General features: G+C 69.7%; 18 protein-coding genes. 6 read left to right on the top strand and 12 right to left on the bottom strand.

Annotated features, from left to right (window positions below; genetic code table 11):
* Positions 1–1,902, top strand: a 1,902-nt coding sequence (gene htpG / locus VNT59_RS20320; RefSeq protein WP_325501522.1) for a molecular chaperone HtpG, incomplete at its 5' end; no start/stop codon positions are given.
* 79 nt (positions 1,903–1,981) lie between these two features.
* On the opposite strand, the gene VNT59_RS20325 is transcribed toward htpG, so the two are convergent.
* The 5 genes from VNT59_RS20325 to VNT59_RS20345 all read right to left on the bottom strand — a co-directional run bounded on the left by VNT59_RS20325 (position 1,982) and on the right by VNT59_RS20345 (position 7,090).
* Positions 1,982–2,947 (bottom strand): tripartite tricarboxylate transporter substrate binding protein, encoded by a 966-nt coding sequence (locus VNT59_RS20325; RefSeq protein WP_325501524.1) that lies wholly within the window; start codon positions 2,945–2,947, stop codon positions 1,982–1,984.
* A gap of 198 nt (positions 2,948–3,145) precedes the next feature.
* Positions 3,146–4,147 carry a serine/threonine protein kinase gene (locus tag VNT59_RS20330; protein WP_325501526.1) on the bottom strand — a complete coding sequence of 334 codons (1,002 nt, stop codon included), beginning with the start codon at positions 4,145–4,147 and terminating at the stop codon, positions 3,146–3,148.
* 69 nt (positions 4,148–4,216) lie between these two features.
* Positions 4,217–4,960, bottom strand: coding sequence for a hypothetical protein (locus tag VNT59_RS20335; RefSeq protein ID WP_325501528.1), 744 nt, complete (start codon positions 4,958–4,960; stop codon positions 4,217–4,219).
* 349 nt (positions 4,961–5,309) lie between these two features.
* On the bottom strand, positions 5,310–6,152 hold the full coding sequence (locus VNT59_RS20340; RefSeq protein WP_414708428.1) for an ABC transporter permease: 843 nt from the start codon (positions 6,150–6,152) through the stop codon (positions 5,310–5,312).
* Positions 6,149–7,090 (bottom strand): ATP-binding cassette domain-containing protein, encoded by a 942-nt coding sequence (locus VNT59_RS20345; protein WP_325501530.1) that lies wholly within the window; start codon positions 7,088–7,090, stop codon positions 6,149–6,151. Before VNT59_RS20345 ends, VNT59_RS20340 begins: the two co-directional genes overlap by 4 nt.
* Before the next feature lie 104 nt (positions 7,091–7,194).
* Here VNT59_RS20345 and asd point away from each other — a divergent pair, with 104 nt between their 5' ends.
* The gene (asd, locus tag VNT59_RS20350) at positions 7,195–8,043 is read left to right on the top strand and encodes an archaetidylserine decarboxylase (RefSeq protein WP_325501532.1); all 849 of its coding nucleotides are present in this window, start codon (positions 7,195–7,197) and stop codon (positions 8,041–8,043) included.
* A gap of 34 nt (positions 8,044–8,077) precedes the next feature.
* Here asd and VNT59_RS20355 read toward each other — a convergent pair whose 3' ends face one another.
* Positions 8,078–9,571: an AMP nucleosidase gene (locus VNT59_RS20355; protein ID WP_325501534.1), complete on the bottom strand. Its 1,494-nt coding sequence runs from the start codon at positions 9,569–9,571 to the stop codon at positions 8,078–8,080.
* Positions 9,572–9,732: 161 nt separating this feature from the next.
* Between VNT59_RS20355 and VNT59_RS20360 the strand changes: the two genes are divergently transcribed.
* Positions 9,733–9,993 carry a hypothetical protein gene (locus tag VNT59_RS20360; protein WP_325501537.1) on the top strand — a complete coding sequence of 87 codons (261 nt, stop codon included), beginning with the start codon at positions 9,733–9,735 and terminating at the stop codon, positions 9,991–9,993.
* A 102-nt stretch (positions 9,994–10,095) separates the two neighbouring features.
* Here VNT59_RS20360 and VNT59_RS20365 read toward each other — a convergent pair whose 3' ends face one another.
* Together VNT59_RS20365 and VNT59_RS20370 are read right to left on the bottom strand one after the other, a co-directional pair.
* Positions 10,096–11,619, bottom strand: a complete 1,524-nt coding sequence (locus VNT59_RS20365; RefSeq protein WP_325501539.1) for a DUF6600 domain-containing protein — start codon at positions 11,617–11,619, stop codon at positions 10,096–10,098.
* 64 nt (positions 11,620–11,683) lie between these two features.
* Positions 11,684–13,630 carry a DUF6600 domain-containing protein gene (locus VNT59_RS20370; RefSeq protein ID WP_325501541.1) on the bottom strand — a complete coding sequence of 649 codons (1,947 nt, stop codon included), beginning with the start codon at positions 13,628–13,630 and terminating at the stop codon, positions 11,684–11,686.
* Positions 13,631–13,957: 327 nt separating this feature from the next.
* Between VNT59_RS20370 and VNT59_RS20375 the strand changes: the two genes are divergently transcribed.
* The 3 genes from VNT59_RS20375 to VNT59_RS20385 are packed head-to-tail and all read left to right on the top strand — an operon-like array spanning position 13,958 to position 16,391.
* Positions 13,958–14,761 (top strand): MlaE family ABC transporter permease, encoded by an 804-nt coding sequence (locus VNT59_RS20375; protein WP_414708429.1) that lies wholly within the window; start codon positions 13,958–13,960, stop codon positions 14,759–14,761.
* The gene (locus VNT59_RS20380; RefSeq protein ID WP_325501543.1) at positions 14,761–15,747 is read left to right on the top strand and encodes an MlaD family protein; all 987 of its coding nucleotides are present in this window, start codon (positions 14,761–14,763) and stop codon (positions 15,745–15,747) included. The genes VNT59_RS20375 and VNT59_RS20380 overlap by 1 nt, the downstream gene beginning before the upstream one ends.
* 14 nt (positions 15,748–15,761) lie before the next feature.
* Complete coding sequence (locus VNT59_RS20385; RefSeq protein ID WP_325501545.1) at positions 15,762–16,391, top strand: hypothetical protein; 630 nt, start codon at positions 15,762–15,764, stop codon at positions 16,389–16,391.
* Here VNT59_RS20385 and VNT59_RS20390 read toward each other — a convergent pair.
* The 4 genes from VNT59_RS20390 to VNT59_RS20405 form a co-directional block, all read right to left on the bottom strand.
* The gene (locus VNT59_RS20390; protein WP_325501547.1) at positions 16,388–16,990 is read right to left on the bottom strand and encodes an alpha-ketoglutarate-dependent dioxygenase AlkB; all 603 of its coding nucleotides are present in this window, start codon (positions 16,988–16,990) and stop codon (positions 16,388–16,390) included. The two genes, VNT59_RS20385 and VNT59_RS20390, sit on opposite strands and share 4 nt — an antisense overlap.
* Positions 16,987–17,892 (bottom strand): CoA ester lyase, encoded by a 906-nt coding sequence (locus VNT59_RS20395; RefSeq protein WP_325501549.1) that lies wholly within the window; start codon positions 17,890–17,892, stop codon positions 16,987–16,989. The genes VNT59_RS20390 and VNT59_RS20395 overlap by 4 nt, the downstream gene beginning before the upstream one ends.
* A 255-nt stretch (positions 17,893–18,147) precedes the next feature.
* Positions 18,148–18,633, bottom strand: coding sequence for a histone H1-like DNA-binding protein (locus tag VNT59_RS20400; protein ID WP_325501551.1), 486 nt, complete (start codon positions 18,631–18,633; stop codon positions 18,148–18,150).
* 177 nt (positions 18,634–18,810) lie between these two features.
* The gene (locus VNT59_RS20405; protein ID WP_325501552.1) at positions 18,811–19,998 is read right to left on the bottom strand and encodes a ribonucleotide-diphosphate reductase subunit beta; all 1,188 of its coding nucleotides are present in this window, start codon (positions 19,996–19,998) and stop codon (positions 18,811–18,813) included.
* Positions 19,999–20,053: the final 55 nt, after the last annotated feature.

Genomic DNA, 20,053 nt, shown 5'->3' on the forward strand with positions numbered 1-20,053 from the left:
AAAAAGACCCTTTCGTTCCAGGCCGAGGTCGCGCAGCTGCTGCACCTCGTCACCCATTCGCTGTACTCCAACAAGGAGATCTTCCTGCGGGAGCTGATCTCCAACGCCTCCGATGCCTGCGACAAGCTGCGGTTCGAGGCACTGAACAACAACGCGCTGTACGAAGACGCGCCGCAGCTGGAAGTGAGGGTCAGCTTCGACAAGGAGGCGCGGACCCTGACGATTGCCGACAACGGCATCGGCCTGTCGCGACAGGAGGCGATCGACAACCTCGGCACCATCGCCAAGAGCGGCACCCGCGAGTTCGTCAGCCGGCTGACGGGCGACCAGAAGGCCGATGCGCAACTGATCGGCCAGTTCGGCGTCGGCTTCTACTCCGGGTTCATCGTCGCCGACACGATTTCCGTGGAGTCGCGCCGGGCCGGGCTGCCGCCGGAGGACGGCGTGCGCTGGACCAGCACCGGCAGCGGCGACTTCGAGGTGGAGACCATCACCCGCCCCGCGCGCGGCACCAGCGTCACGCTGCACCTGCGCGAGGACGCCTCGGAATACCTCGCCACCTGGAAGCTGAAGCAGGTCATCGCCAGGTATTCCGACCACATCGCCCTGCCGATCCTGATGCGCAAGGAGGAGTGGCGGGAAGGCGCCGACAACAAGGGCGGCGAGATGGTCCTCACCGACGAATGGGAAACGGTGAACCAGGCGAGCGCGTTGTGGACGCGGCCCAAGAAGGACGTCACGCCGGAGCAGTACCAGGAGCTGTACAAGCAGATCGCCCACGACCATGAGCCGCCGCTGGCGTGGTCGCACAACCGGGTCGAGGGCGCCACCGAATACGTCCAGCTGCTGTACCTGCCGTCCCACGCCCCGGTCGACCTCTGGAACCGCGAGAAGGCCGCCGGCGTGAAGCTGTACGTGAAGCGCGTCTTCATCATGGACGACGCCGAGGCGCTGCTGCCCTCCTACCTGCGGTTCGTCAAGGGCGTGATCGATTCGTCCGACCTGCCGCTCAACGTCAGCCGCGAACTGCTGCAGGAAAGCCGGGATGTGAAGGCCATCCGGGAAGGCAGCACCAAGCGGGTGCTGGGCATGATCGAGGAGCTCGCCCGACTGGAGAACGACGCGGACGCGACCCAGGAAGACAAGGGCAAGTTCGCGAAGTTCTACGCCGAGTTCGGCGCGGTGCTCAAGGAGGGCCTGGGCGAGGACTTCGGCAACCGCGACCGTCTGGCCAAGCTGCTGCGCTTCGCGTCGACGCAGTCCGATGCGGTGACGGTTTCCCTGGCCGACTACAAGGCGCGGATGAAGGAGGGCCAGGAAGCCATCTACTACATCACGGCCGAGACGCTGCCGGCCGCGAAGAACAGTCCGCAGCTGGAGGTGTTCCGCAAGAAGGGAATCGAGGTCCTGCTGATGACCGACCGGGTCGACGAATGGGCGCTCAACTTCCTCAACGAATTCGACGGCACGCCGCTGCAATCGGTGGCCAAGGGCGCGGTCGACCTCGGCCAGCTGCTCGACGAGTCCGAGAAGAAGGCCGCGCAGGAGGCGGCCGAGGCATTCGAGCCGGTGCTGGCGCGGCTGAAGGAGGCACTCAAGGACAAGGCGCAGGACGTACGCGTCACGACCCGCCTGGTCGATTCGCCGGCCTGCCTCGTGGTGACCGACAGCGGCATGAGCATGCAGCTGGCGCGGATGCTGAAGCAGGCCGGCCAGAAGCTGCCGGACGTGAAGCCGGTGCTGGAAGTCAACGCGGACCACGCGCTCGTCAAGAAACTGCAGGCCACGGAGCACTTCGACGAGCTGGCGCACATCCTCTTCGACCAGGCCCTGCTGGCCGAAGGCGGGCTGCCGGAAGATCCGGCCGCGTACGTGAAACGGGTCAACGCGCTGCTTGCCTGACGCGCCAAGCAAGACGGCCGCCCTCGGGCGGCCGTCGGCTGCTCGCGGGGCTGCGGCCCGAAGCCGCAGCCGACGCGAATCACTCCACCTTGCCGATCTTCTTGACGACGTCGGCCATGCGCTTGACGTCGTTGGCGACGTACTTCTCGAAGTCGGGCGTGTCCTGGTACAGCACCGGGCTGCCGGCATTGAAGATCACGTCCTTGACCTTCTGGTCGTTGGCGGCGAACTTGGCGGCGGCGCGCAGACGCTGCACGATCGGCTCGGGCGTGCCGGCCGGCACGAACAGGCCGGACCACTGTGCGTATTCGGCGTTGTAGCCGGCCGCCTTCAGCGAAGGCACGTCGGGCATCGACTCCAGCTTGCCGTTGCCCCAGTGCGCCAGCACGCGCAGCTTGCCGGACTTGACGTGCTGCAGGACGGTGGCCGGGCCCGACGACACGGCGTCGATCTGCCCGCTCAGCAGCGCCACCACGGCGGGACCGGCGCCGGTAAAGGGCACGTGCGTCATCTTGATGCCGGCGTTCTGCGCCAGGATCTCCATCGGCACATGCATGGTGCCGTAGTTGCCCGACGAGCCGAAATTGATGACCCCGGGCCGCTTCTTCGCGTCCTCCACGAAGTCCTTTACGGTCTTCCACGGCGAATCGGCGCGCACCGCCAGCACCGTCGGGTCGGCGGTGATGCGCGCGATCGGGCGCAGCGCCTTGAACGAATACATCGGGGTGCGCCCCAGCACGGCATCCGCCTCGGGGATCACGCTGTACGAGGACAGCGCCATCAGGACGGTGTAGCCGTCGGGCGCGGCCTTGGCGGCCTGGCCCATGCCGATGCCGCCGCCGGCGCCGCCCTTGTTTTCGATCACGACCGGCTGGCCGAGGTCCCGCGACATTGCTTCGGCGACCGGCCGGCCGACCAGGTCGGCGAGGCCGCCGGGCGGGAACGGCACGATCATGGTGATCGGCTTGGCCGGGTACGAGTTCTGCGCGAATGCCATGCTGGCGAGCGACAGAAGCAGGGCGGCGAGGGCGGAACGGCGATACATGCGGGGCTTCTCCGGAAGTTGCGTGACAAATCGAATTCGCGCGCGAATCCTACAGTTCCGTTCGGACCGGGACATGAGGGCTCCTGCGTACAGCCAAAAGCATGAGCCCGTCATGTCCGCGCGCGATGTCGTCAGGGAAAACCCTCGAATGCGGCGCGGCAACATCCGCTCGCAGCGGGCGGTCCGAGCGCGAGGTCGCTAGGCGACCAGCGGCGGCTCGGCCATCGCTTCGAGCTGCTCCTCGAGCATCTGCACCTGGCCCTGCCAGTAGTCGCTGGAGCCGAACCAGGGAAAGTTGATCGGGAAGATCGGGTCGTCCCAGCGCCGTGCCAGCCAGGCGCTGTAGTGGATCAGGCGCAGCGTGCGCAGCGGCTCGACCAGCGCGAGTTCGGCCCGGTCGAACTCGCGCAGCATCTCGTAGCCGTCCAGAAGCGCTCCGAGCTGGCGCTGGCGCTGCGCGCGCTCACCCGACAGCAACATCCAGAAATCCTGCACCGCCGGCCCCATGCGGGCGTCGTCGAGGTCGACGAAATGCGGTCCTTGGTCGGGCGTCCACAGGATGTTGCCGGGATGGCAGTCGCCGTGCAGCCGCAGCCTGGCGAGCGGAGCCTTCCTCGCGTCGCCCAGCGGCGTGTCGCCGATCATCCGCAGTGCCTGCTCGCAGCGCCGTTCCCAGGCCGCCTGCACGTCGAGCGGCACCATGTGGTGTTGCAGCAGCCACTCGCTGGGCTCGGTGCCGAAGGTGTCCACATCCAGGGCCGGCCGTTCCACGAACGGCGCGCGGGCCCCCACGTTGTGGATGCGGGCGAGGAAGCGGCCGATCCACTCGAGCACTTCGCCGTCGTCGAGTTCCGGTGCGCGGCCGCCGCGCCGCGGACTGACGCTGAACTGGAAGCCGGCGTGCTGGTGCAGCGTGCGACCGCCCAGCACCAGCGGGCCGACCGCCGGCACTTCCGCCACCATCAGTTCGGCGGCAAAGGCGTGTTCCTCGAGAATCTGCGCTTCGCTCCAGCGCTGCGGGCGGTAGAACTTGGCCACCACCGATGTCGATCCCTCGTGCGGCGTTTCGAGCTGGACCTGGTACACCCGGTTTTCGTAGGAGCTCAGCGCCAGCAGCCGGCCGTCGCCGTACAGGCCCACGGCAGCGAGCGCATCGAGCACGACATCGGGCGTGAGCGCATCGAAGGGATGGGAGGACATCCGCCGATTGTCTCCGGCGCCGGCCCGCAGCGATGCTCGGCCGCGTGCAACAGCGCCGCCAGGCCAGGCTCAGAGCAGGGAATCGACCACCGCCGGCGACGGAAGCATGACCAGGTCCAGCAGGCGGTCGAGGTACAGCAGTTCGCGATAGACGCCCAGCGCGAGCACCGGCGGATGCTGGGGCTGCTCCGGAGTGCCGCGTTCGCCGAGCAGCCAGTGCAGGATCACCAGGCGCGCTCCGCGATACGGCCACTGGGCCGCGAGATCCGCGCAGATGTCCGGGTCGTCCGCCAGCAGGGCCTCGGCGGTGGAAGGCGCCTGCCACAGCGGGGCGCGCTGGCCGAAGCGGGCCTGGAAGGCCGCGCGCGCGAGCTCCCATTCCTGCGCCCGCCCCAGTGCCTGGTGCAACTCGCGCAATTCGAGAAACACCCAGGGGCTGGTGAAGCGGAAGTCGGCCACGTGCTGCTGCAGCAGGACCACGGCCGCGAGGAGGTCGCCGCGCGCCCGGCGGCGGCGCAGTCGCGAATCCAGCTGTTGCAGGTCGATCAAGGTCGCCTCGCGCCGCGAGCTGATCGTGGTCGTCACCGCCGGTGCCTCGGTGGCGGGCCGCGGCGGGCGCGGCATCTGGGGCGTTTGCTCGTCCCCGGCGTCGGTGATGATCGACGAGCCGGGTGGCTGCACGCCGGCCCACAACACCGAGTCCTTCTCCGTTTCGAGCTCGCGGCGGCGCCGCCGCTCCAGCAGCCAGCCGGCGCTGGCCAGCCCTGCCAGGCCGATGAGCATCCATGCCGGCGAGTCGCCGAGGGCTCGCACGGCGCGGCTGCCGAGTCCGTTCGCGCTGTCAGCCGCCGCGCCGGCGCCGTCGGCGGGCGCCGGGGGCCTGTCGCTCGCCGCGCGCGACTGTGGCAGGGAACTCAATTCCGGCGCCGGCTTCAGCACGAGACCATCGGGCGTGCTGGGCGATTTCGGCGTGGGCGGGAGCGACGGTGGAGTCGGGGGCGCAGTCATCGCACGCGGGCGGCGCTTGGCGCCGCAGGACGGCTATGGGATTGCGCTACATGTTGTTACGGAAGCGCTGATGGCGCAACCGGAACGGCAACGCAGCAGGCTCAACCGTGACGAAGTTGCGCGAACGGAGTTGCCCGCCGGCCGCCGCCCGGGTTCATGCCCGGAAGCGCCGGCGCGTGAGAGCCAGCGCCAGCCAGAAGGCGGCCACCGTAGAGACCACCAGCACGATCACGTGGAACCACGGCGCGGTCGGCCACTGGTCCATGAACATGGGGCGCACCAGTTCGACGGCATTGGTCAGCGGCAACCAGTCCGAGAACAGCCGCAGCGCCGGCGGCAATTGTTCGCGCGGAAAGAAGACGCCCGACAGGAACATCATGGGCGTGAGGAACAGGGTGAAGTAGTAGGTGAAGAAGTCGTAGCCCTGCGCCAGCGCGTTGAAAATCAGCGCGATGCAGGAAAACGTGATTCCCACGCCCAGCAGGACTGGCCACGCCACGAGCAGCTTGGGGCTGTAGCTGATTCCCAGTGCCAGCATCACGCCGAGGATGGCCGTGACGGAGAACATGGCCTTGAACGCGGCCCACAGCATCTCGGCCAGCACCACGTTGTCCAGGTTCACCGGCGCGTTCATGATGCCGTCCCAGGTCTTCTGCACATGCATGCGCGAGAACGCCGAGTACAAGGCTTCGAACGAAGCGGCATTCATCGCGCTCATGCAGATCGAGCCGCTCGCCAGAAAGAGGATGTAGGGCACCCGCTGGCCGCCCAGTTGCACCTGTCCCACCAGCGCCCCCATGCCGTAGCCGAAGGCGACCAGCCACATCAGCGGCTCGGCGATGTTGCCCACCAGGCTGGGGATCGCCAGCTTGCGCCACACGAGCAGGTTGCGCAGGAAGACCGGCCACCAGCGCAGCGACAGGTGCGGCGGGCGCCAGATGCCGGCGCTGCCCATGTCGCGCCCGGCCGGCCGCTTGCGTTCGGCGTCGATGTTCATCCGTCCTCCCGGATCTGGCGGCCGGTCAGTTTCAGGAACAGGTCCTCGAGATTGGCCGGCCGGTGCAGCGTGCGCAGCTTGGGCCAGGCCGCGAGCGCCGCGAGCAGCGGTCCGGCGTCCTGCGTGTAGAAGAAGACGGTGTCGCCGCTGACCTCGACCCGGGCGGCCAGCGACTTGAGCGGTGCCTGCGCCAGTTCCAGCGCCCCGGCGCCGTACGCTTCCACGACATCCGGCTCCAGGTGCCGGGCGATCAGGTCGCGCGGGCGCCCTTCGGCGATCTTGCGGCCGTGATCGAGCACCAGCAGCCGCGAGCAGAGGCGCTCCGCCTCGTCCATGAAGTGCGTGGTGAGCAGGATCGACTTGCCGCGCTGCAGCAGCAGCTGCAGCCGCTCCCACATCAGGTGGCGCGCCTGCGGGTCGAGCCCGGTGGTGGGCTCGTCGAGCAGGAGCAGCCGCGGATCGTTGATCAGCGCCCGCGCCAGGCTCAGGCGCCGCCGCATGCCGCCGGAGAGCTCGCCCGGCCTGGCCTGCGCCTTGTGCGAGAGGGCGGCGAACTCCAGCAGTTGGGGCGTGCGTTCGCGGATCTGCGCCGCCCGCATTCCGAAGTAGCGGCCGTACACCAGCAGGTTCTCGGCGCAGGTGAAGTCCGGGTCCAGCGTATCGAACTGGCTCACCACGCCGAGCTGTGCCTTGATCGCGAGCGCGTCGCGCGGCATGGCGAGCGGCCGCTGCGGCGTCCCGAGGAAGTAGCGGATGCTGCCCTCCTGCGGCGCCGTGAGCCCAAGGCACATGCGGATGGTGGTCGTCTTGCCGGCGCCGTTGGGGCCGATCACGCCCAGGCATTCGCCCGGCGCGATCTCGAAGGACAGGTCCTGCACCACCACGGTGTCGCCGTAGCGCTTGCTCAGGTGACGGGCTTCGAAGAGGAGTTCGCTCATCGGCGGAGGGTGGTCGGCAGCGCCGTATTGTGTGGCAGCCGCGGCGCGGGCACCCGGCGCGCCGCCGGCAATGGCAGAATTTTTGTTTTTCGCCCTGGAGCCCCATGTCCAACCGACTCGCGGTGACGCCGCAATACCTGCTGCCCAAGCGGGTGCTCACCGTACTGGCCGGCAAGTTCGCCGATTGGCGCGCGGGGGCGCTGACGCACGCCGTGATCCGCCGGTTCGTGGCCCACTACGACGTCGACATGTCGGAAGCCGCGAATCCGGCCATCGAGAGCTACGCGACCTTCAACGACTTCTTCACGCGGGCCCTGCGCGACGGCGTGCGGCCGATCGCCGAGGCGCCGTTCGTGTGCCCGGTCGATGCGGCGATCAGCCAGTTCGGGCCGATCGAGCACGACCAGATCTTCCAGGCCAAGGGCCACAGTTACTCGACGCGGGCGCTGGTCGGCGGCGACCAGGCGCTGGCGCACCGGTTCGACCACGGCCACTTCGCCACCCTGTACCTGGCGCCGCGCGACTACCACCGCATCCACATGCCGTGCGACGGCCGGCTGGTGCGCATGATCTACGTGCCGGGCGACCTGTTCTCGGTCAACCCGCTGACGGCGCGGCACGTGCCCGGCCTGTTCGCGCGCAACGAGCGCGTGGTCTGCGTGTTCGAGACGCCGTTCGGCCCGTTCGTCAACGTGCTGGTCGGCGCCACCATCGTCGGCAGCGTCGCCACGGTCTGGCACGGCGTCGTCAACCCGCCCCGCACCCGCGAGATCCGGCAGTGGCGCTACGACGACCAGGACATCGTCCTGGCCAAGGGGCAGGAGATGGGCCGCTTCCTGCTCGGCTCCACGGTGGTCATGCTGTTCCCGAAAAACGTGCTGACCTTCGTGGCGGACTGGGCGCCGACGCGGCCGGTTCGGCTGGGCCAGCCGATGGCGACGGCGCTGCGCTGAGCGTCGGCCGCGCGCGCCCGGGCCGCCGGCCGCGCTACTGGAAGGCCACTTCGTCGAAGCTGCGCAGCTTGCGGCTGTGCAGCCGCTGGCTGCCCTCGGCGCGCAGGATCTCGATCGCGCGCATGCCGATGCGCAGGTGCTGGTCGACCCGCTCGCGATAGAACTGGTTCGCCATGCCCGGCAGCTTGATCTCGCCATGCAGCGGCTTGTCGCTGACGCACAGCAGCGTGCCGTAGGGCACCCGGAAGCGGAAGCCGTTGGCCGCGATGGTGGCGCTTTCCATGTCGAGGGCCACCGCGCGGCTCTGGCTGAAGCGCCGCTGCGGCATGTTGCCGGGCAGCAGTTCCCAGTTGCGGTTGTCGGTGCTGGCCACGGTGCCGGTGCGCATGATCCGCTTCAGGTCGGCGCCCTGGCACTGCGTGACATCGGCCACGGCGCGTTCCAGCGCCAGCTGGATTTCGGCCAGCGCCGGGATCGGCACCCACAAGGGCAGCTCCTCGTCGAGCACGTGGTCCTCGCGCACGTAGGCATGCGCCAGCACGTAGTCGCCCAGCTGCTGGCTGTTGCGCAGCCCGGCGCAGTGCCCGAGCATCATCCAGGCGTGCGGCCGCAGCACGGCGATGTGGTCGGTGATGGTCTTGGCGTTCGCCGGGCCGACCCCGATGTTGACCATCGTGATGCCGCCATGGCGCGGCCGCGACAAGTGGTACGCCGGCATCTGGGGCAGGCGGGGCGGCACCGCCCCGTACTCGTTGCCCGGCTGTGGCCCGCAGCCGGCGCGCCGGGTGACCACGTTGCCCGGCTCGACGAAGGCTTCATAGTCGCTGTCGGGGTTGGCCATCTCTTCGTGCCCGAGCCGCACGAACTCGTCGATGTAGAACTGGTAATTGGTGAACAGGACGAAGTTCTGGAACCACTCCGGCGCCGTGCCGGTGTAGTGGCGCAGCCGGTGCAGCGAGTAGTCGACGCGGGCCGCCGTGAAGAGCGCGAGCGGCTGGGCCTCGCCGGGGCGCGACTCCCAGGTGCCGTTGGCGATGCCGTCGTCCATGGCCTCGAGGTCGGGCAGGTCGAACAGGTCGCGCAGCAACATGCGCCGCTCGGGGCCCAGGCTGCCTTCGAGATGTTCGTTCTCCGCAAACGAGAAGTGGACCGGGATCGGCTGATTGCTGGTGCCCACTTCCAGTTCGACACCGTGGTTCTGCCGCAGCAGCCGGAACTGCTCCAGGTAGTAGCTGGCGTACAGGTCGGGCCGCGTCAGCGTCGTCTCGTAGCGTCCGACGCCGGCCACGAAGCCGTAGCTCAGGCCAAGGTTCTCCAGCACCGCCTGCCGGATCACCGTGTCGGTGTGAATGCGCACATACGGATAGCAGCCACGGGCGCGTCCCGGCAGCGTCTCGCCGGCGACGAAGCGCTGCATCGCCTCGCGCAGGTGGCCGATCTGCTGCGCATAGATCGTTCGGACCTGCGCCAGCGCACTGTCGGGATCGCTGTGCCGCGTCGGGGCGATGAAGGGCGGCAAGTAGGGCATGGGCCTATTGTGCAACCGCCCACGTGATTGCCTCCCCGCTTGCCGCCGCGCGAGAACGTGTCCTACAAGGTGTAACGAAAGGCCCTGACGTTACAAACGTGGACCTCCTGCGACAGTTCCTGCCACCGATTGATTGACTTGGAATCACAGGAGTTGAGCGAATGAGAACAGAAACAGCGGTCGAAAATCCCTTTGCGCTGATGACGGACCCGGCGACCGTTCGCCAGATGATCGAGAAGTCCGAATCCCTCAGTCGACTGAGCCAGCGCAAGTGCCACCCGCTGGATCGCGCCGTGATTCGCAGCGCCAGCGCCGAACTCGCGGCCTACGACGCCAAGATCGACCGCACCACCATCTACCTTCCGCCCGAGGAGGAAAAGCAGGCGCCGGTGGTCCGCTCCTTTCCGGCATCGGTCAACTGAGGCGGGACCCTGGACCGCCGGGGCGGCCGCATGGCCGCCCCATCCACGACAAACGCGCGGCGCCAGACCGCGCGTTCTTGTTTGTGCAGGGCCCGAGCGCCATCAACCGGGCCAGCGCGGCTGCAGCGGAATGAACTGCACCCCGCCATCCGGCGCCTGCCATGGTTCCGGTCGCGGTTGAGGCCATGACTGCCGCCGCTGCGGCTGTTGCTCCCGGTCGAGTTGCCACTGCCGGCGCGGATCCTCGGCCTCGCCCCGGGGGCCGCCGAGCGCCGGCGCGCGCGGCACCGAATCGCTCCTCGCCATCGGCTGCGGCCACGCCGGTGCAGCCGGAGGCAGCGCGCGCCCGATGCCTTCGGGTGCTGACATCGCGGGCCCCGCGCTGCCCGGCGCCAGGCTGCCGGTTGCCCGCGCGACGTCGGCGGCCCGCGGTCGCTGCCAGCGCCGGTGCACCGGGACGCCGGGGCGGAAGTCCTCGCTTCGCATCGCCGTGATCGCCGCCAGCGGCGCCTGCTCGATGCTCGCTTCCCGAGGCGCACCGATCGCGCGATTCACCTCCCGCAGGTAGTTGCCGCTGGCCGCGAACGTCGGGCGCCACAGCTCACCGGGCGCCAGCGGATACCAGCCGATGCCGCGGCCGGAGCCGAGCGCGAGCGGCGCCTGGCCGCTGGTGCCGAGGAAGGCCACCAGCGCCGGCGCGTAGACCGGCCGCTGGTCCAGGCGTCCGGGCACCCACGCCCAGCGCGATCCGATCAGTGCCCAGCGACCGTAGTGGAAGGGCGCAAAGCCCCAGGCGGCCCGGTCGACCCAGGTCCAGCCCCATGGCTTGATCCAGTCCCAGTGGCCGAACCGGTACGGTGCCCAGTCGGCGGCCACGTTCGGGTACCAGACCAGGCCCAGCGCGCGGTCCTTCGCCCACTTGCCGTGCATGTCCAGCTGCGCCGCGCCGACGACGGCCGGGAACTGCCGCGCTGCCGGCGACTGGTCCTCGCGCCTGTTGCGTTCGGCGGCCCAGCGATCGAAGCGGTCGTCCGGCGCCGCGGCGAGCGCGCCGGTCGCCGGCTGCAGATCGCGGCCGGCGAAATCGACCTGCTGCGAGCCGCGCAGCGTGAGCGCCTGGCCGCCGCTGCCATAGACCACCGCGCTGCCCTCGCGCACCGTGACGCGGGTGCGGCCGTGCGTCGGATCGACATCCAGCCGGTACGTGCCGGCCTGGAGCGCCCGGAATGCCAGTTGCGGCGTATCGACTTCGAACAGCTCGCCCGAGCCCAGCCCGCGCACGCGCGCCTGCGCGCTGCCTTCGTGCAGCTCGGCGCGGAATGCGCCCTGATCGACATCGATCACTTCGAGGAACGCCTCGCTGTCCAGGTGCAGCACCGCCGTCCCGAGGTGCAGTTCGGCCCGCGCCGCCGGATCGCTCCACAGGCGGTCGCCGGCGGTGACCGGCCGGTTCAGCGGCGCGTCTTTCCATTCGACCTGGCCCGGTGGGGCATGGACCACCGTGCCTTCCACGTGACTCAGGCTGCCGACGCGCGCCGGGGGGTCGGGCTGCGCCTGGGCGGCCAGGCCGCCGGTGGCGAGCACCAGCGGTACCAGCCAGCGGGAGAGCAACGAGGATGACTTCATGGGATGCCTCCGTGCGATGACTGCGGGCACAGGAAACCAGCCGGCGGGGGAGCCCGGGCCCCGTTCAGCTGGTGCGGCTGGGGCTCACGAGCGGATAGCCGCGCTGCCAGACGTCTGGCGCGCGCGCCGGCGGTTGGTCGCGCAAATCGGGCCGCGCGCGCTGGCGCTGCCGCTGCACCGCCTCGTGCTCGCGCCGCCACTGCTCGGTGAGCGCCTGCTGTTCGCGCTGCCAGGCCTCGCGTTGCGCGGCTTCGCGGTCGTGCGCCACCCGGCGGGCCTGCTCGTCGCGTTGTGCGCGCTGCTCGCGCAACGCCACGGCGTCGCGGTCGGCGGCGCGGCGCGCCTGTTCCACCTGGCTCGCGCGTACTTCGCGACGCAGCTGCTCCGCCTGCCGTGCCTTCGCCTCGAGCCGGGCCTGCTCGTCGCGCCTGGCCTGCGCCTGGCGCCGCAGCTGCTCGTCCCGGCGCGCCTGGGCGGTGCGGCGCAACCGCTCGGCCTCGGCGCGGCGCGCGATCTGGTCACGCCGGGCTTGCTCTTGGCGCCCCGCCAGCTGCTCGCGTCGCTCGCGCTCCTGCCGCGCGGCCGCCACGGCGGCGCGCTTGGCCTGTTCCGCGCGAGCCATCCGGGCCCGGTCCGGCAACGGCTTGGGCGCAGCCACCGCGGCACGGTTTTGCGCGCGCCGCACCGGGCCGGATGGCTCGGGCGATGCCGGGGCACGAGCGACCGTCGCACCGACCGCGGCGGCCGGGGCCGGTGCCCGAGGCGCCGCCCCGAGCGCCGGTGCCGACGCTGCCGGCGCCACGGCCGCCGCCGGTGGCGGCGCTTGCGCGATCACCTGCCCCGGCGGTGCCGCGGTCGGCGTCGGTCCAGGGCGCGCCACTACCGTCGCGGCGCGGCGCGGACGCTCCTGCGGCATCGGCGGCGGCGGCACGATCGGGGCGCTGGTGAGCACGTTGGTCGCGACCCGCATCCAGCCGGCGCCGGCTGGCCGGCCGCGATGGAAGTCGGCAGCGCTCACGGCCGTCAATGCCTCGGGCCGTCGCTGGTACGCGTAATTGGACGCGACCGTGGCCGGAATGTTGGGATTCACGTCGGACAGGTAGGCCGGGCTGGTGCGATACGGCGGCTGCCACGCCTCGCCAGGCGCGAGCGCAAACCAGGTGACGGCCGAGCCGCCGCCGCCGATGAAGGCCACCAGCGCCGGCGCGTATACCGGCCGCAGGCTCAGGCGCCCGGGCGCCCACGCCCAGCGCCCTTCCACCAGCGCCCACCGACCATAGTGGAAGGGGGCGAAGCCCCAGGGCGCATCGTCGATCCAGGTCCAGCCCCAGGGCCCAATCCATTCCCAGCGGCCGTTGCGATACGGCGCCCAGCCGGCCGGCGTGCCTTCCGGAAACCAGATCGCGCCGTGCGTCGCGTCGCGGCGCCATTGCCCATGCGGATCGAGCTGCTGGTAGCCGACCACCTCGCGCGGCACGTAGCGTGCCGCGATCGACTGGTCCTCGCGTCGGTTGCGCTCGGCCGCCCAGCGATCGAATGCATCCTGGGGCGGCGACTCCTGCGCGCCGATCTGGGCCAGGGCACGGCCGCGGAACGTCACCTGTTGCCCGCCGCCGAGTGGCTGCGCCTGGCCGCTTTCGCCGTAGACCGTGCCGGTGCCCGAATGGACCGTCACGCGGGTGGTGCCCTGCACCGCGTCCACGTCGATGCGGTAATCGCCGGGATAGGCGGCGCGGTAGGCGAGGTTGGGCGTGTCGATCTCGAAGTTCTCGCCATCGGGCAGGCTGCGCACCCGCGCGTACACCGTGCCCTGCGTGATGCTCAGCTGTGCCGAGCGGTCGTCCAGTGCCAGGATATCGAGGCGGGTCTGGCCGTCGAGGCGAACGGCGGACGAGCCGACCTGGATCTCCGCGCGTGAGCCGCGGTCGGTCCAGAGCCGGTCGCCGCGCGTGAGCGGCCGGTTCGGCTGCGCCTCGGTCCACTCGATGTCGCCCGCGGGCGCGAAGCTCACTGTCCCCTCCGCGTGATTCATCCGTGCCACCCGGCCGGGCGGGTCGGCGCGCACCGCGGCGGCCGCGCCGACCAGGAGGATGAACAGCGCAACAAGCCGTGCAACGGCGGGCGAGGAAGGACCGGCTCTCATGGCGGCCACTCTGCCAAACCAGACGCTTGGGCTGATGAAAAGCAGGCAAAGCACAGGTAAAGCGGCCCGGGACCGTGGCGTATTTTGTAATCCCGTGTAATGCGCGCGGCGGCCGCGCCACGCAGGCGCGCGGGTGCTGGCTGGAGCGCCGATCGCCGGCCCGGAGAACTCAGCCGCTCGCCTATGATTTGCGGCATGGGCCTGCCCTCATCTCCAATGCCGCGCCTGGGCGACATCGGTCGCGTGCCGCTGCGCTGGCTGGCCGGCTGGTGGCGCATCATCTTCTTCGGCGCCACGATCCTGGTGCTGGCCGGCTCGCCGTCCAGTTATGGCCGACGCACCGGCGCGGCGCTGCTGCGCCACGCCTACCAGGACACGGCGCCGATCCTCTGGTGGTTCACGGTGCTGTGCGCGCTGCTCACCTTGGTGATCACGCGCATCGTGGTGGTCACCGCCTACAGCTACGGCCTGTCGCAGTATGCGCTGGAGATGGTGATCCGGGTGCTGGTGCTGGAACTCATCCCGCTCACGGCCGCGCTCTTCGTCGCCCTGCGCTGCACCATTCCGAACGGCGCATCGCTGGCGCAGATGCGGCGCGACGGCCGCTTCGATGCCATGCGGGCCGGCAACGTCGACCCGCTGGTGACCGAGGTTCTGCCGCGCGTGCTGGCCGGCGTCTATTCGACCGTCACGCTGGCGGCGCTCAGCTGCGTCGTCGCGCTGGTGCTGGCCTACTTCGCCGTCTACGGCTGGACGTTCGCGGGGGTGGCCGGCTATACGCACGTGTTCGGGCACGTCTTCAATCCGTCCGTGGCGCTGATCTTCGTCCTGAAGACCTTGTTCTTCAGCCTCGCCGTCTCCATCATCCCGATGGCGTCCGGCCTCTACGACATCGAGCGCCACGGCTCGCGCGAGAGCGCCGCGCTGCAGGGACTGGTCCGCATGTTCGCGGTCCTGCTGGTGCTCGAGGCCGCTTCGCTCGCCGGAAACTACGCCTGATGACTCCAACCCCGCCGCCCACCCCGCTCGAGAGCTCGGAGCCCGGCGCCGCACGCCCGGTGCGCCACCTGGAATTCAAGGCGGCGCTGCTGCTGATCTTCACGGCATTCCTGGTCGCCGGTTCGGTGCTGTACCTGCTGTACGCGCGCGGCTTCTTCGAGCCGACCCAGAAACTGGTGCTGCTGGCCGACGACGCGGAGGGCGTCTTCGTCGGCATGGACATGACGTTCTCAGGCTTTCCGATCGGCCGGGTGCACCGGGTGGAACTGGCCCCGAACGGCAATGTGCGGATCGTCATCGACGTCGCCCAGAAGGACGCGCACTGGCTGCGAACCTCCAGCGTCTTCACGCTGGTCCGCGGGCTGGTCGGCGGCACGGCGATCCGGGCGTTCAGCGGCATCCTCACCGACCCGCCGCTGCCCGACGGTGCGCAGCGGCCGGTGCTGCGCGGCGATGCGACGGCGGAACTGCCGCGGGTGCTGGCGACCGCGCGCGAGGTGCTGGAGAACATCAATGCCATGACCGGCGAGGATGGCTCCTTGCGCGGCTCGCTGGCGAACGTGCGCGAGCTCACCGACAAATTGAAGGGGCCGCGCGGCGCCCTGGGCGTGCTGTTCGGCAACGAGGCGGACGCCCGCAAGCTGCTGGCCACGCTCGATCGCACCAATGCGCTGCTGGCCCGGCTGGATCAGGTCGCAGCCAAGGCCGACACGCAGGTGTTCGGTCCGCAAGGGGTGATGGAGGACACCCGGGCGACGGTGCGCGAGCTGAACCGGCTGCTGGGCGACGCGCGCACCAGCCTGGGCAAGGTCGACGCGGTGCTGGTCGAGGCGCAGGGGATAGGCGCCAACGTGCGCGGGGCGACCGCCGACCTCGGCAGCCTGCGCGGCGAAGTGGAAGCCAACCTGCGCAAGGTGGAGGGCCTGATCAACGAGCTGAATCGGAAATGGCCGTTCGCGCGGGACACGGAGGTCAAGCTGCCATGACGCGGAGACTGTTGATGGCTGGTGCGCTCGCGTTGCTGGCGGGCTGCGGCAGCAAGCCGCCGGCGCCGGACTGGCAGATGAACGCCCACGACGGCTTGCAGCGCTACGTTTCGAACTTCATGAGCGGCAGCGACCGCGCCGCCGCCGCGGAGTTCGCGCGCGCGCGGGCCGAGCTGGCGAGCACCGGCCAGGCCGGCCTCGCGGCCCGCGCCGAACTGACCCGCTGCGCGGCGTTCGTCGCCAGCCTCGTGCTCGACCCATGCGATGGCTTCGAGCCGTTGCGCGTCGACGCCCCGGCCGCGGAGCGTGCCTATGCGGACTACCTGGCGGGGCGCCTCGCACCCGGGCAAGCTGCCTTGCTGCCACCCCAGCATCGGGCCGTGGCGCAGGCCGCCGCGGGCGCCGCAGAGGTGCAAGCCATCGCCGATCCGCTGTCCCGGCTCGTTGCCGCCGGCGTGCTGTTTCGCAGCGGCCGCGCCAGCCCCGAACTGCTGGCACTGGCGAGCGATACCGCGTCGGCACAAGGCTGGCGGCGGCCGCTGCTGGCCTGGCTCGGCGTGCAGGCGATGCGGGCGGAGCAGGCCGGTGCGACCGACGAAGCGCAGCGGCTGCGCCGCCGCATGGCGCTGGCCGAGGGGCGTTAGGCTCGCGCGCGCTGGCGTGGGGTGCGGAAGGTGATCGAGTAGCGCAGCGCCTCGGTCGGGGCCACGCTGTGCTGCCATGCCCAGCGCGAAGGGCCGCGCAGCAGGTAGACCGAGCGCGGTTCCACCACCACCTTGAGCACATCGCTCTTCTTCGGCGCTTCGGGCGGGTAGGGCCGAAACCGCATGATCGCATCGGCCAGCAAGGACACGCCGACGACGTCCTCGAAATCCGGCACGTCGCGGTGCCAGCCGAGCGGCGTGCCCGGGCGGTATTCGGCGACCAGCGCCTGGGTGAACGCTTCCGGCTCGACGCCCAGCCAGGCGGCGACCCTGGCGCGCAGCGGCTCCAGTGGCGCCGGCAGCGGCTGGGCCGCTTGCAGCCGGTTGGCGTCGAAATCGTAGGCGCCGCCGTAGCTCGCGACCCGCCGGCGCGCCGTGTACCCCTTGTAGTTCATCTCGCGCAGCGGCAGCGAGGCCGCGGTCCGCACCAGATGCGCTTCTTCGTCGCGGCTGAGGAACTCGCGCCGATACACCATGCCTTCGGGCAGGACGGGCGCGGCGGCGAACAACTCGACCTGGCGCGGCGCGGCCGGCGTCATGCGTCGTCCAGCAGGCGCCGCGCGTTGAGGTACTGCGGCTGGTCGATCCACAGGCCGTCCACCTGCACGCGCTGCTCGCCGCGCCGGCGCGCCGTCTCGAACGCGGTCACCACGCGCCTGGCGTGCGCCACCTCCAGCGGCGTTGGCGCGAGCGCCGCCCGCACCGGCCGGACATGCTCGGGCTGGAGCACGGTCTTGGTGTGATAGCCCAGTCGCCGCGCCTCGCGCGCTTCGGCCACCACGGTTTCGACTTCGCTGAACGCGGCGGCCGCATCGACCGGCTCGACCGCAGCGGCGCGGCACTCGAGCACGAAGCGCCGGCGCGCATAGGCCAGCTCGACGCCGTCGCGGGTGCGATCCGCGCCGAGGTCGGCGGCCAGGTGCTCGGAGCCGAGCAGCGCGCATCGAACGCGCGCGCTGGCGCCGGCGATCTCGCGGACATTGACGATGCCGAGTGCGGTTTCGCAGACCGGCACGATTTCGGTGGCTCCGCGTTCGATGCCCAGTGCCGCCTCATGCGTGGTGACGGCCACGTCCAGCGCGCGCACGTGGTGCGCGCTCGCCACCTTCGGATAGACGATCAGGTCCGGACGCGCTGGCAGCACCGACTGCAGGTCGATGTGGCCCACGCCGTCCAGCGGGTTGATGCGCACGCCAACCAGGGCGCCCGCGTCGCGCCAGCACTGGTACAGGCCGGCGGCGAGGGTGCGCGCCTCGGCGCGGCGCTCGGGCAGGGTGAGATCTTCCAGGTCATGCACCAGCACGTCGGCGCCGCACTGGGTCATGGCAACATGGCGCGCCCGGTCGGCGCCGGCGCCGAACAGCCATACCCGCCGCGCGTGCGGGCTGCGTTCGATGCGGCGCGGCGCCAGGCGGGCGGACGGCGAACCGGGGGACGGCATGGCAATGCGGACGGGCGAAGCGGCCCATTGTGGGACGATTCGCGGCGGCGCGGGGGTCAGCGCAACAAGCGCGAAATTCCTCCATGCGGATGGTGCGTCGAATGTGCAATGCCGACCCGGACGAGCACAGCCGCTGAATTCGACAATGCCACGGCCAATTGACACGGATGCTCGGCCATTTGGCAATGCGCCTCGCCAAAAAGAAAAAACCCGGCATCTTTCGACGCCGGGTTTTCAGACACGAACTGCTGTGTCTTAGGGCTTGCTCGCGGTCGGGAAGGGCCAAGCGGCTTGCGGGTTCAGAGTGGTCTGAGCCGCAGGGGCTGCCGGGGCCGCGGGCGCTGCACTTGCCGCGGGCTTCGCAGCCGGCGCTTTCGCAGCCTTTTTCGCCGGGGCCTTTTTCGCCGCTTTTTTCGCGGCGGGGCGCTTCGCGGCGGCCTTCTTCGCCGTGGTCTTCTTGGCGGCGGACTTCTTTGCCGTCGTCTTCTTCGCCGCCGCCTTCTTGGCGGCCGGGCGCTTCGCCGCCGCCTTCTTGGCTGCCGGGCGCTTCGCGGCGGCTTTCTTCGCCGCCGGACGCTTCGCGGCCGCCTTCTTGGCGACCGGACGCTTCGCCGCAGCCTTCTTGGCCGGGGCCTTCTTCGCCGCGACCTTCTTGGCCGGGGCCTTCTTGGCGGCGGCCTTCTTGGCTGCCGGGCGTTTCGTTGCGGCCTTCTTCGCCGTCGTCTTCTTCGCAGTTGCCATTGCTATCTCCTGTTCAAGTTGATCAAACATCAACCAATGAAGCGCTCCATGCCTGTTGGTTGCACGAAGCGATCCATGAAGTTGGGCCGCAGCCCAGCTCCATGAACACCGTAAGCCGGACGGCGCCATGCATCTTGCGGCATGGTCGGCATCCGGTTGTTCCTTCCCCCGTGCGTGTCAGTCCCAGCTCAGCGCGCCGCCGGTCTGGTACTCGATCACGCGGGTTTCGAAGAAGTTGCGTTCCTTCTTCAGATCAATCATCTCGCTCATCCAGGGGAACGGGTTTTCCTCGTTCGGGAAGAGCGCCTCGAGGCCGATCTGCGTGGCGCGGCGGTTCGCGATGTAGCGCAGGTAGCCCTTGAACATGGAGGCATTGAGGCCCAGCACGCCGCGCGGCATGGTGTCCTCGGCATAGCGGTATTCGAGTTCGACGGCCTTCAGGAACAGCGCCTTGATCTCGGCCTTGAACTGGGCGGTCCACAGCTGCGGGTTCTCCAGCTTGAGCTGGTTGATCAGATCGATGCCGAAGTTGCAGTGCATCGACTCGTCGCGCAGGATGTACTGGTACTGCTCCGCGGCGCCCGTCATCTTGTTCTGGCGGCCGAGCGCCAGGATCTGCGTGAAGCCGACGTAGAAGAACATCCCTTCCATCAGGCAGGCGAACACGATCAGCGACTTCAGCAGCGTCTGGTCGTTCTCCGGCGTGCCGGTGTGGAAGTTCGGATCCATGATCGCCTCGATGAAGGGGATCAGGAACTGGTCCTTGTCGCGGATCGACGGCACCTCGTTGTAGGCGTTGAAGATCTCCGACTCGTCCAGGCCCAGCGACTCGACGATGTACTGGTAGGCGTGGGTGTGGATCGCTTCCTCGAACGCCTGGCGCAGCAGGAACTGGCGGCACTCCGGCGCCGTGATGTGGCGGTAGGTGCCAAGCACGATGTTGTTGGCGGCCAGGGAGTCGGCCGTCACGAAGAAGCCGAGGTTGCGCTTGATGATGCGGCGCTCGTCCTCCGACAGACCGTTGGGGTCTTTCCAGAGGGCGATGTCGCGCGTCATGTTGATCTCCTGCGGCATCCAGTGGTTGCTGCAGGTGGCCAGGTACTTTTCCCAGGCCCACTTGTATTTGAAGGGGACCAGCTGGTTGACGTCGGTCTGGCCGTTGATGATGCGCTTGTCGGCGGCGTTGACGCGGCGTGCGCTCGTCGGCTGTGCCGCGCGCGTGGTGATCGGCGCCATCGGCGTGACGGCGGCGAGCTGGGGGACGGCGGAAACTGGCGAAGCGGGTGACGGCGTCACCCGGCTCGGAAACGAGCCGTTGTTCGATGCTGGCGAAATGGGCTTGACTTCTTCGTCCCAGGTCAACATAAGTTTTCCAATGTGCGGATTATGGAAGCAGTGATTGCGAAATGCAAAGCGCCCA

The organism is Ramlibacter sp. (assembly GCF_035554825.1).
Classification (GTDB): Bacteria; Pseudomonadota; Gammaproteobacteria; order Burkholderiales; family Burkholderiaceae_C; genus Ramlibacter.

Bases quoted from the DNA above. Each gene is read 5' to 3' on its own strand.
- VNT59_RS20390 (WP_325501547.1), bottom strand. From the start codon at position 16,990: ATGACGCCGGCCGCGCCGCGCCAGGTCGAGTTGTTCGCCGCCGCGCCC.
- VNT59_RS20325 (WP_325501524.1), bottom strand. From the start codon at position 2,947: ATGTATCGCCGTTCCGCCCTCGCCGCCCTGCTTCTGTCGCTCGCCAGC.
- VNT59_RS20400 (WP_325501551.1), bottom strand. From the start codon at position 18,633: ATGGCAACTGCGAAGAAGACGACGGCGAAGAAGGCCGCAACGAAACGC.
- VNT59_RS20345 (WP_325501530.1), bottom strand. From the start codon at position 7,090: ATGAGCGAACTCCTCTTCGAAGCCCGTCACCTGAGCAAGCGCTACGGC.
- VNT59_RS20375 (WP_414708429.1), top strand. From the start codon at position 13,958: ATGGGCCTGCCCTCATCTCCAATGCCGCGCCTGGGCGACATCGGTCGC.
- VNT59_RS20380 (WP_325501543.1), top strand. From the start codon at position 14,761: ATGACTCCAACCCCGCCGCCCACCCCGCTCGAGAGCTCGGAGCCCGGC.
- asd (WP_325501532.1), top strand. From the start codon at position 7,195: ATGTCCAACCGACTCGCGGTGACGCCGCAATACCTGCTGCCCAAGCGG.
- VNT59_RS20330 (WP_325501526.1), bottom strand. From the start codon at position 4,147: ATGTCCTCCCATCCCTTCGATGCGCTCACGCCCGATGTCGTGCTCGAT.
- VNT59_RS20360 (WP_325501537.1), top strand. From the start codon at position 9,733: ATGAGAACAGAAACAGCGGTCGAAAATCCCTTTGCGCTGATGACGGAC.
- VNT59_RS20395 (WP_325501549.1), bottom strand. From the start codon at position 17,892: ATGCCGTCCCCCGGTTCGCCGTCCGCCCGCCTGGCGCCGCGCCGCATC.
- VNT59_RS20340 (WP_414708428.1), bottom strand. From the start codon at position 6,152: ATGAACATCGACGCCGAACGCAAGCGGCCGGCCGGGCGCGACATGGGC.
- VNT59_RS20355 (WP_325501534.1), bottom strand. From the start codon at position 9,571: ATGCCCTACTTGCCGCCCTTCATCGCCCCGACGCGGCACAGCGATCCC.
- VNT59_RS20365 (WP_325501539.1), bottom strand. From the start codon at position 11,619: ATGAAGTCATCCTCGTTGCTCTCCCGCTGGCTGGTACCGCTGGTGCTC.
- VNT59_RS20405 (WP_325501552.1), bottom strand. From the start codon at position 19,998: ATGTTGACCTGGGACGAAGAAGTCAAGCCCATTTCGCCAGCATCGAAC.
- VNT59_RS20385 (WP_325501545.1), top strand. From the start codon at position 15,762: ATGGCTGGTGCGCTCGCGTTGCTGGCGGGCTGCGGCAGCAAGCCGCCG.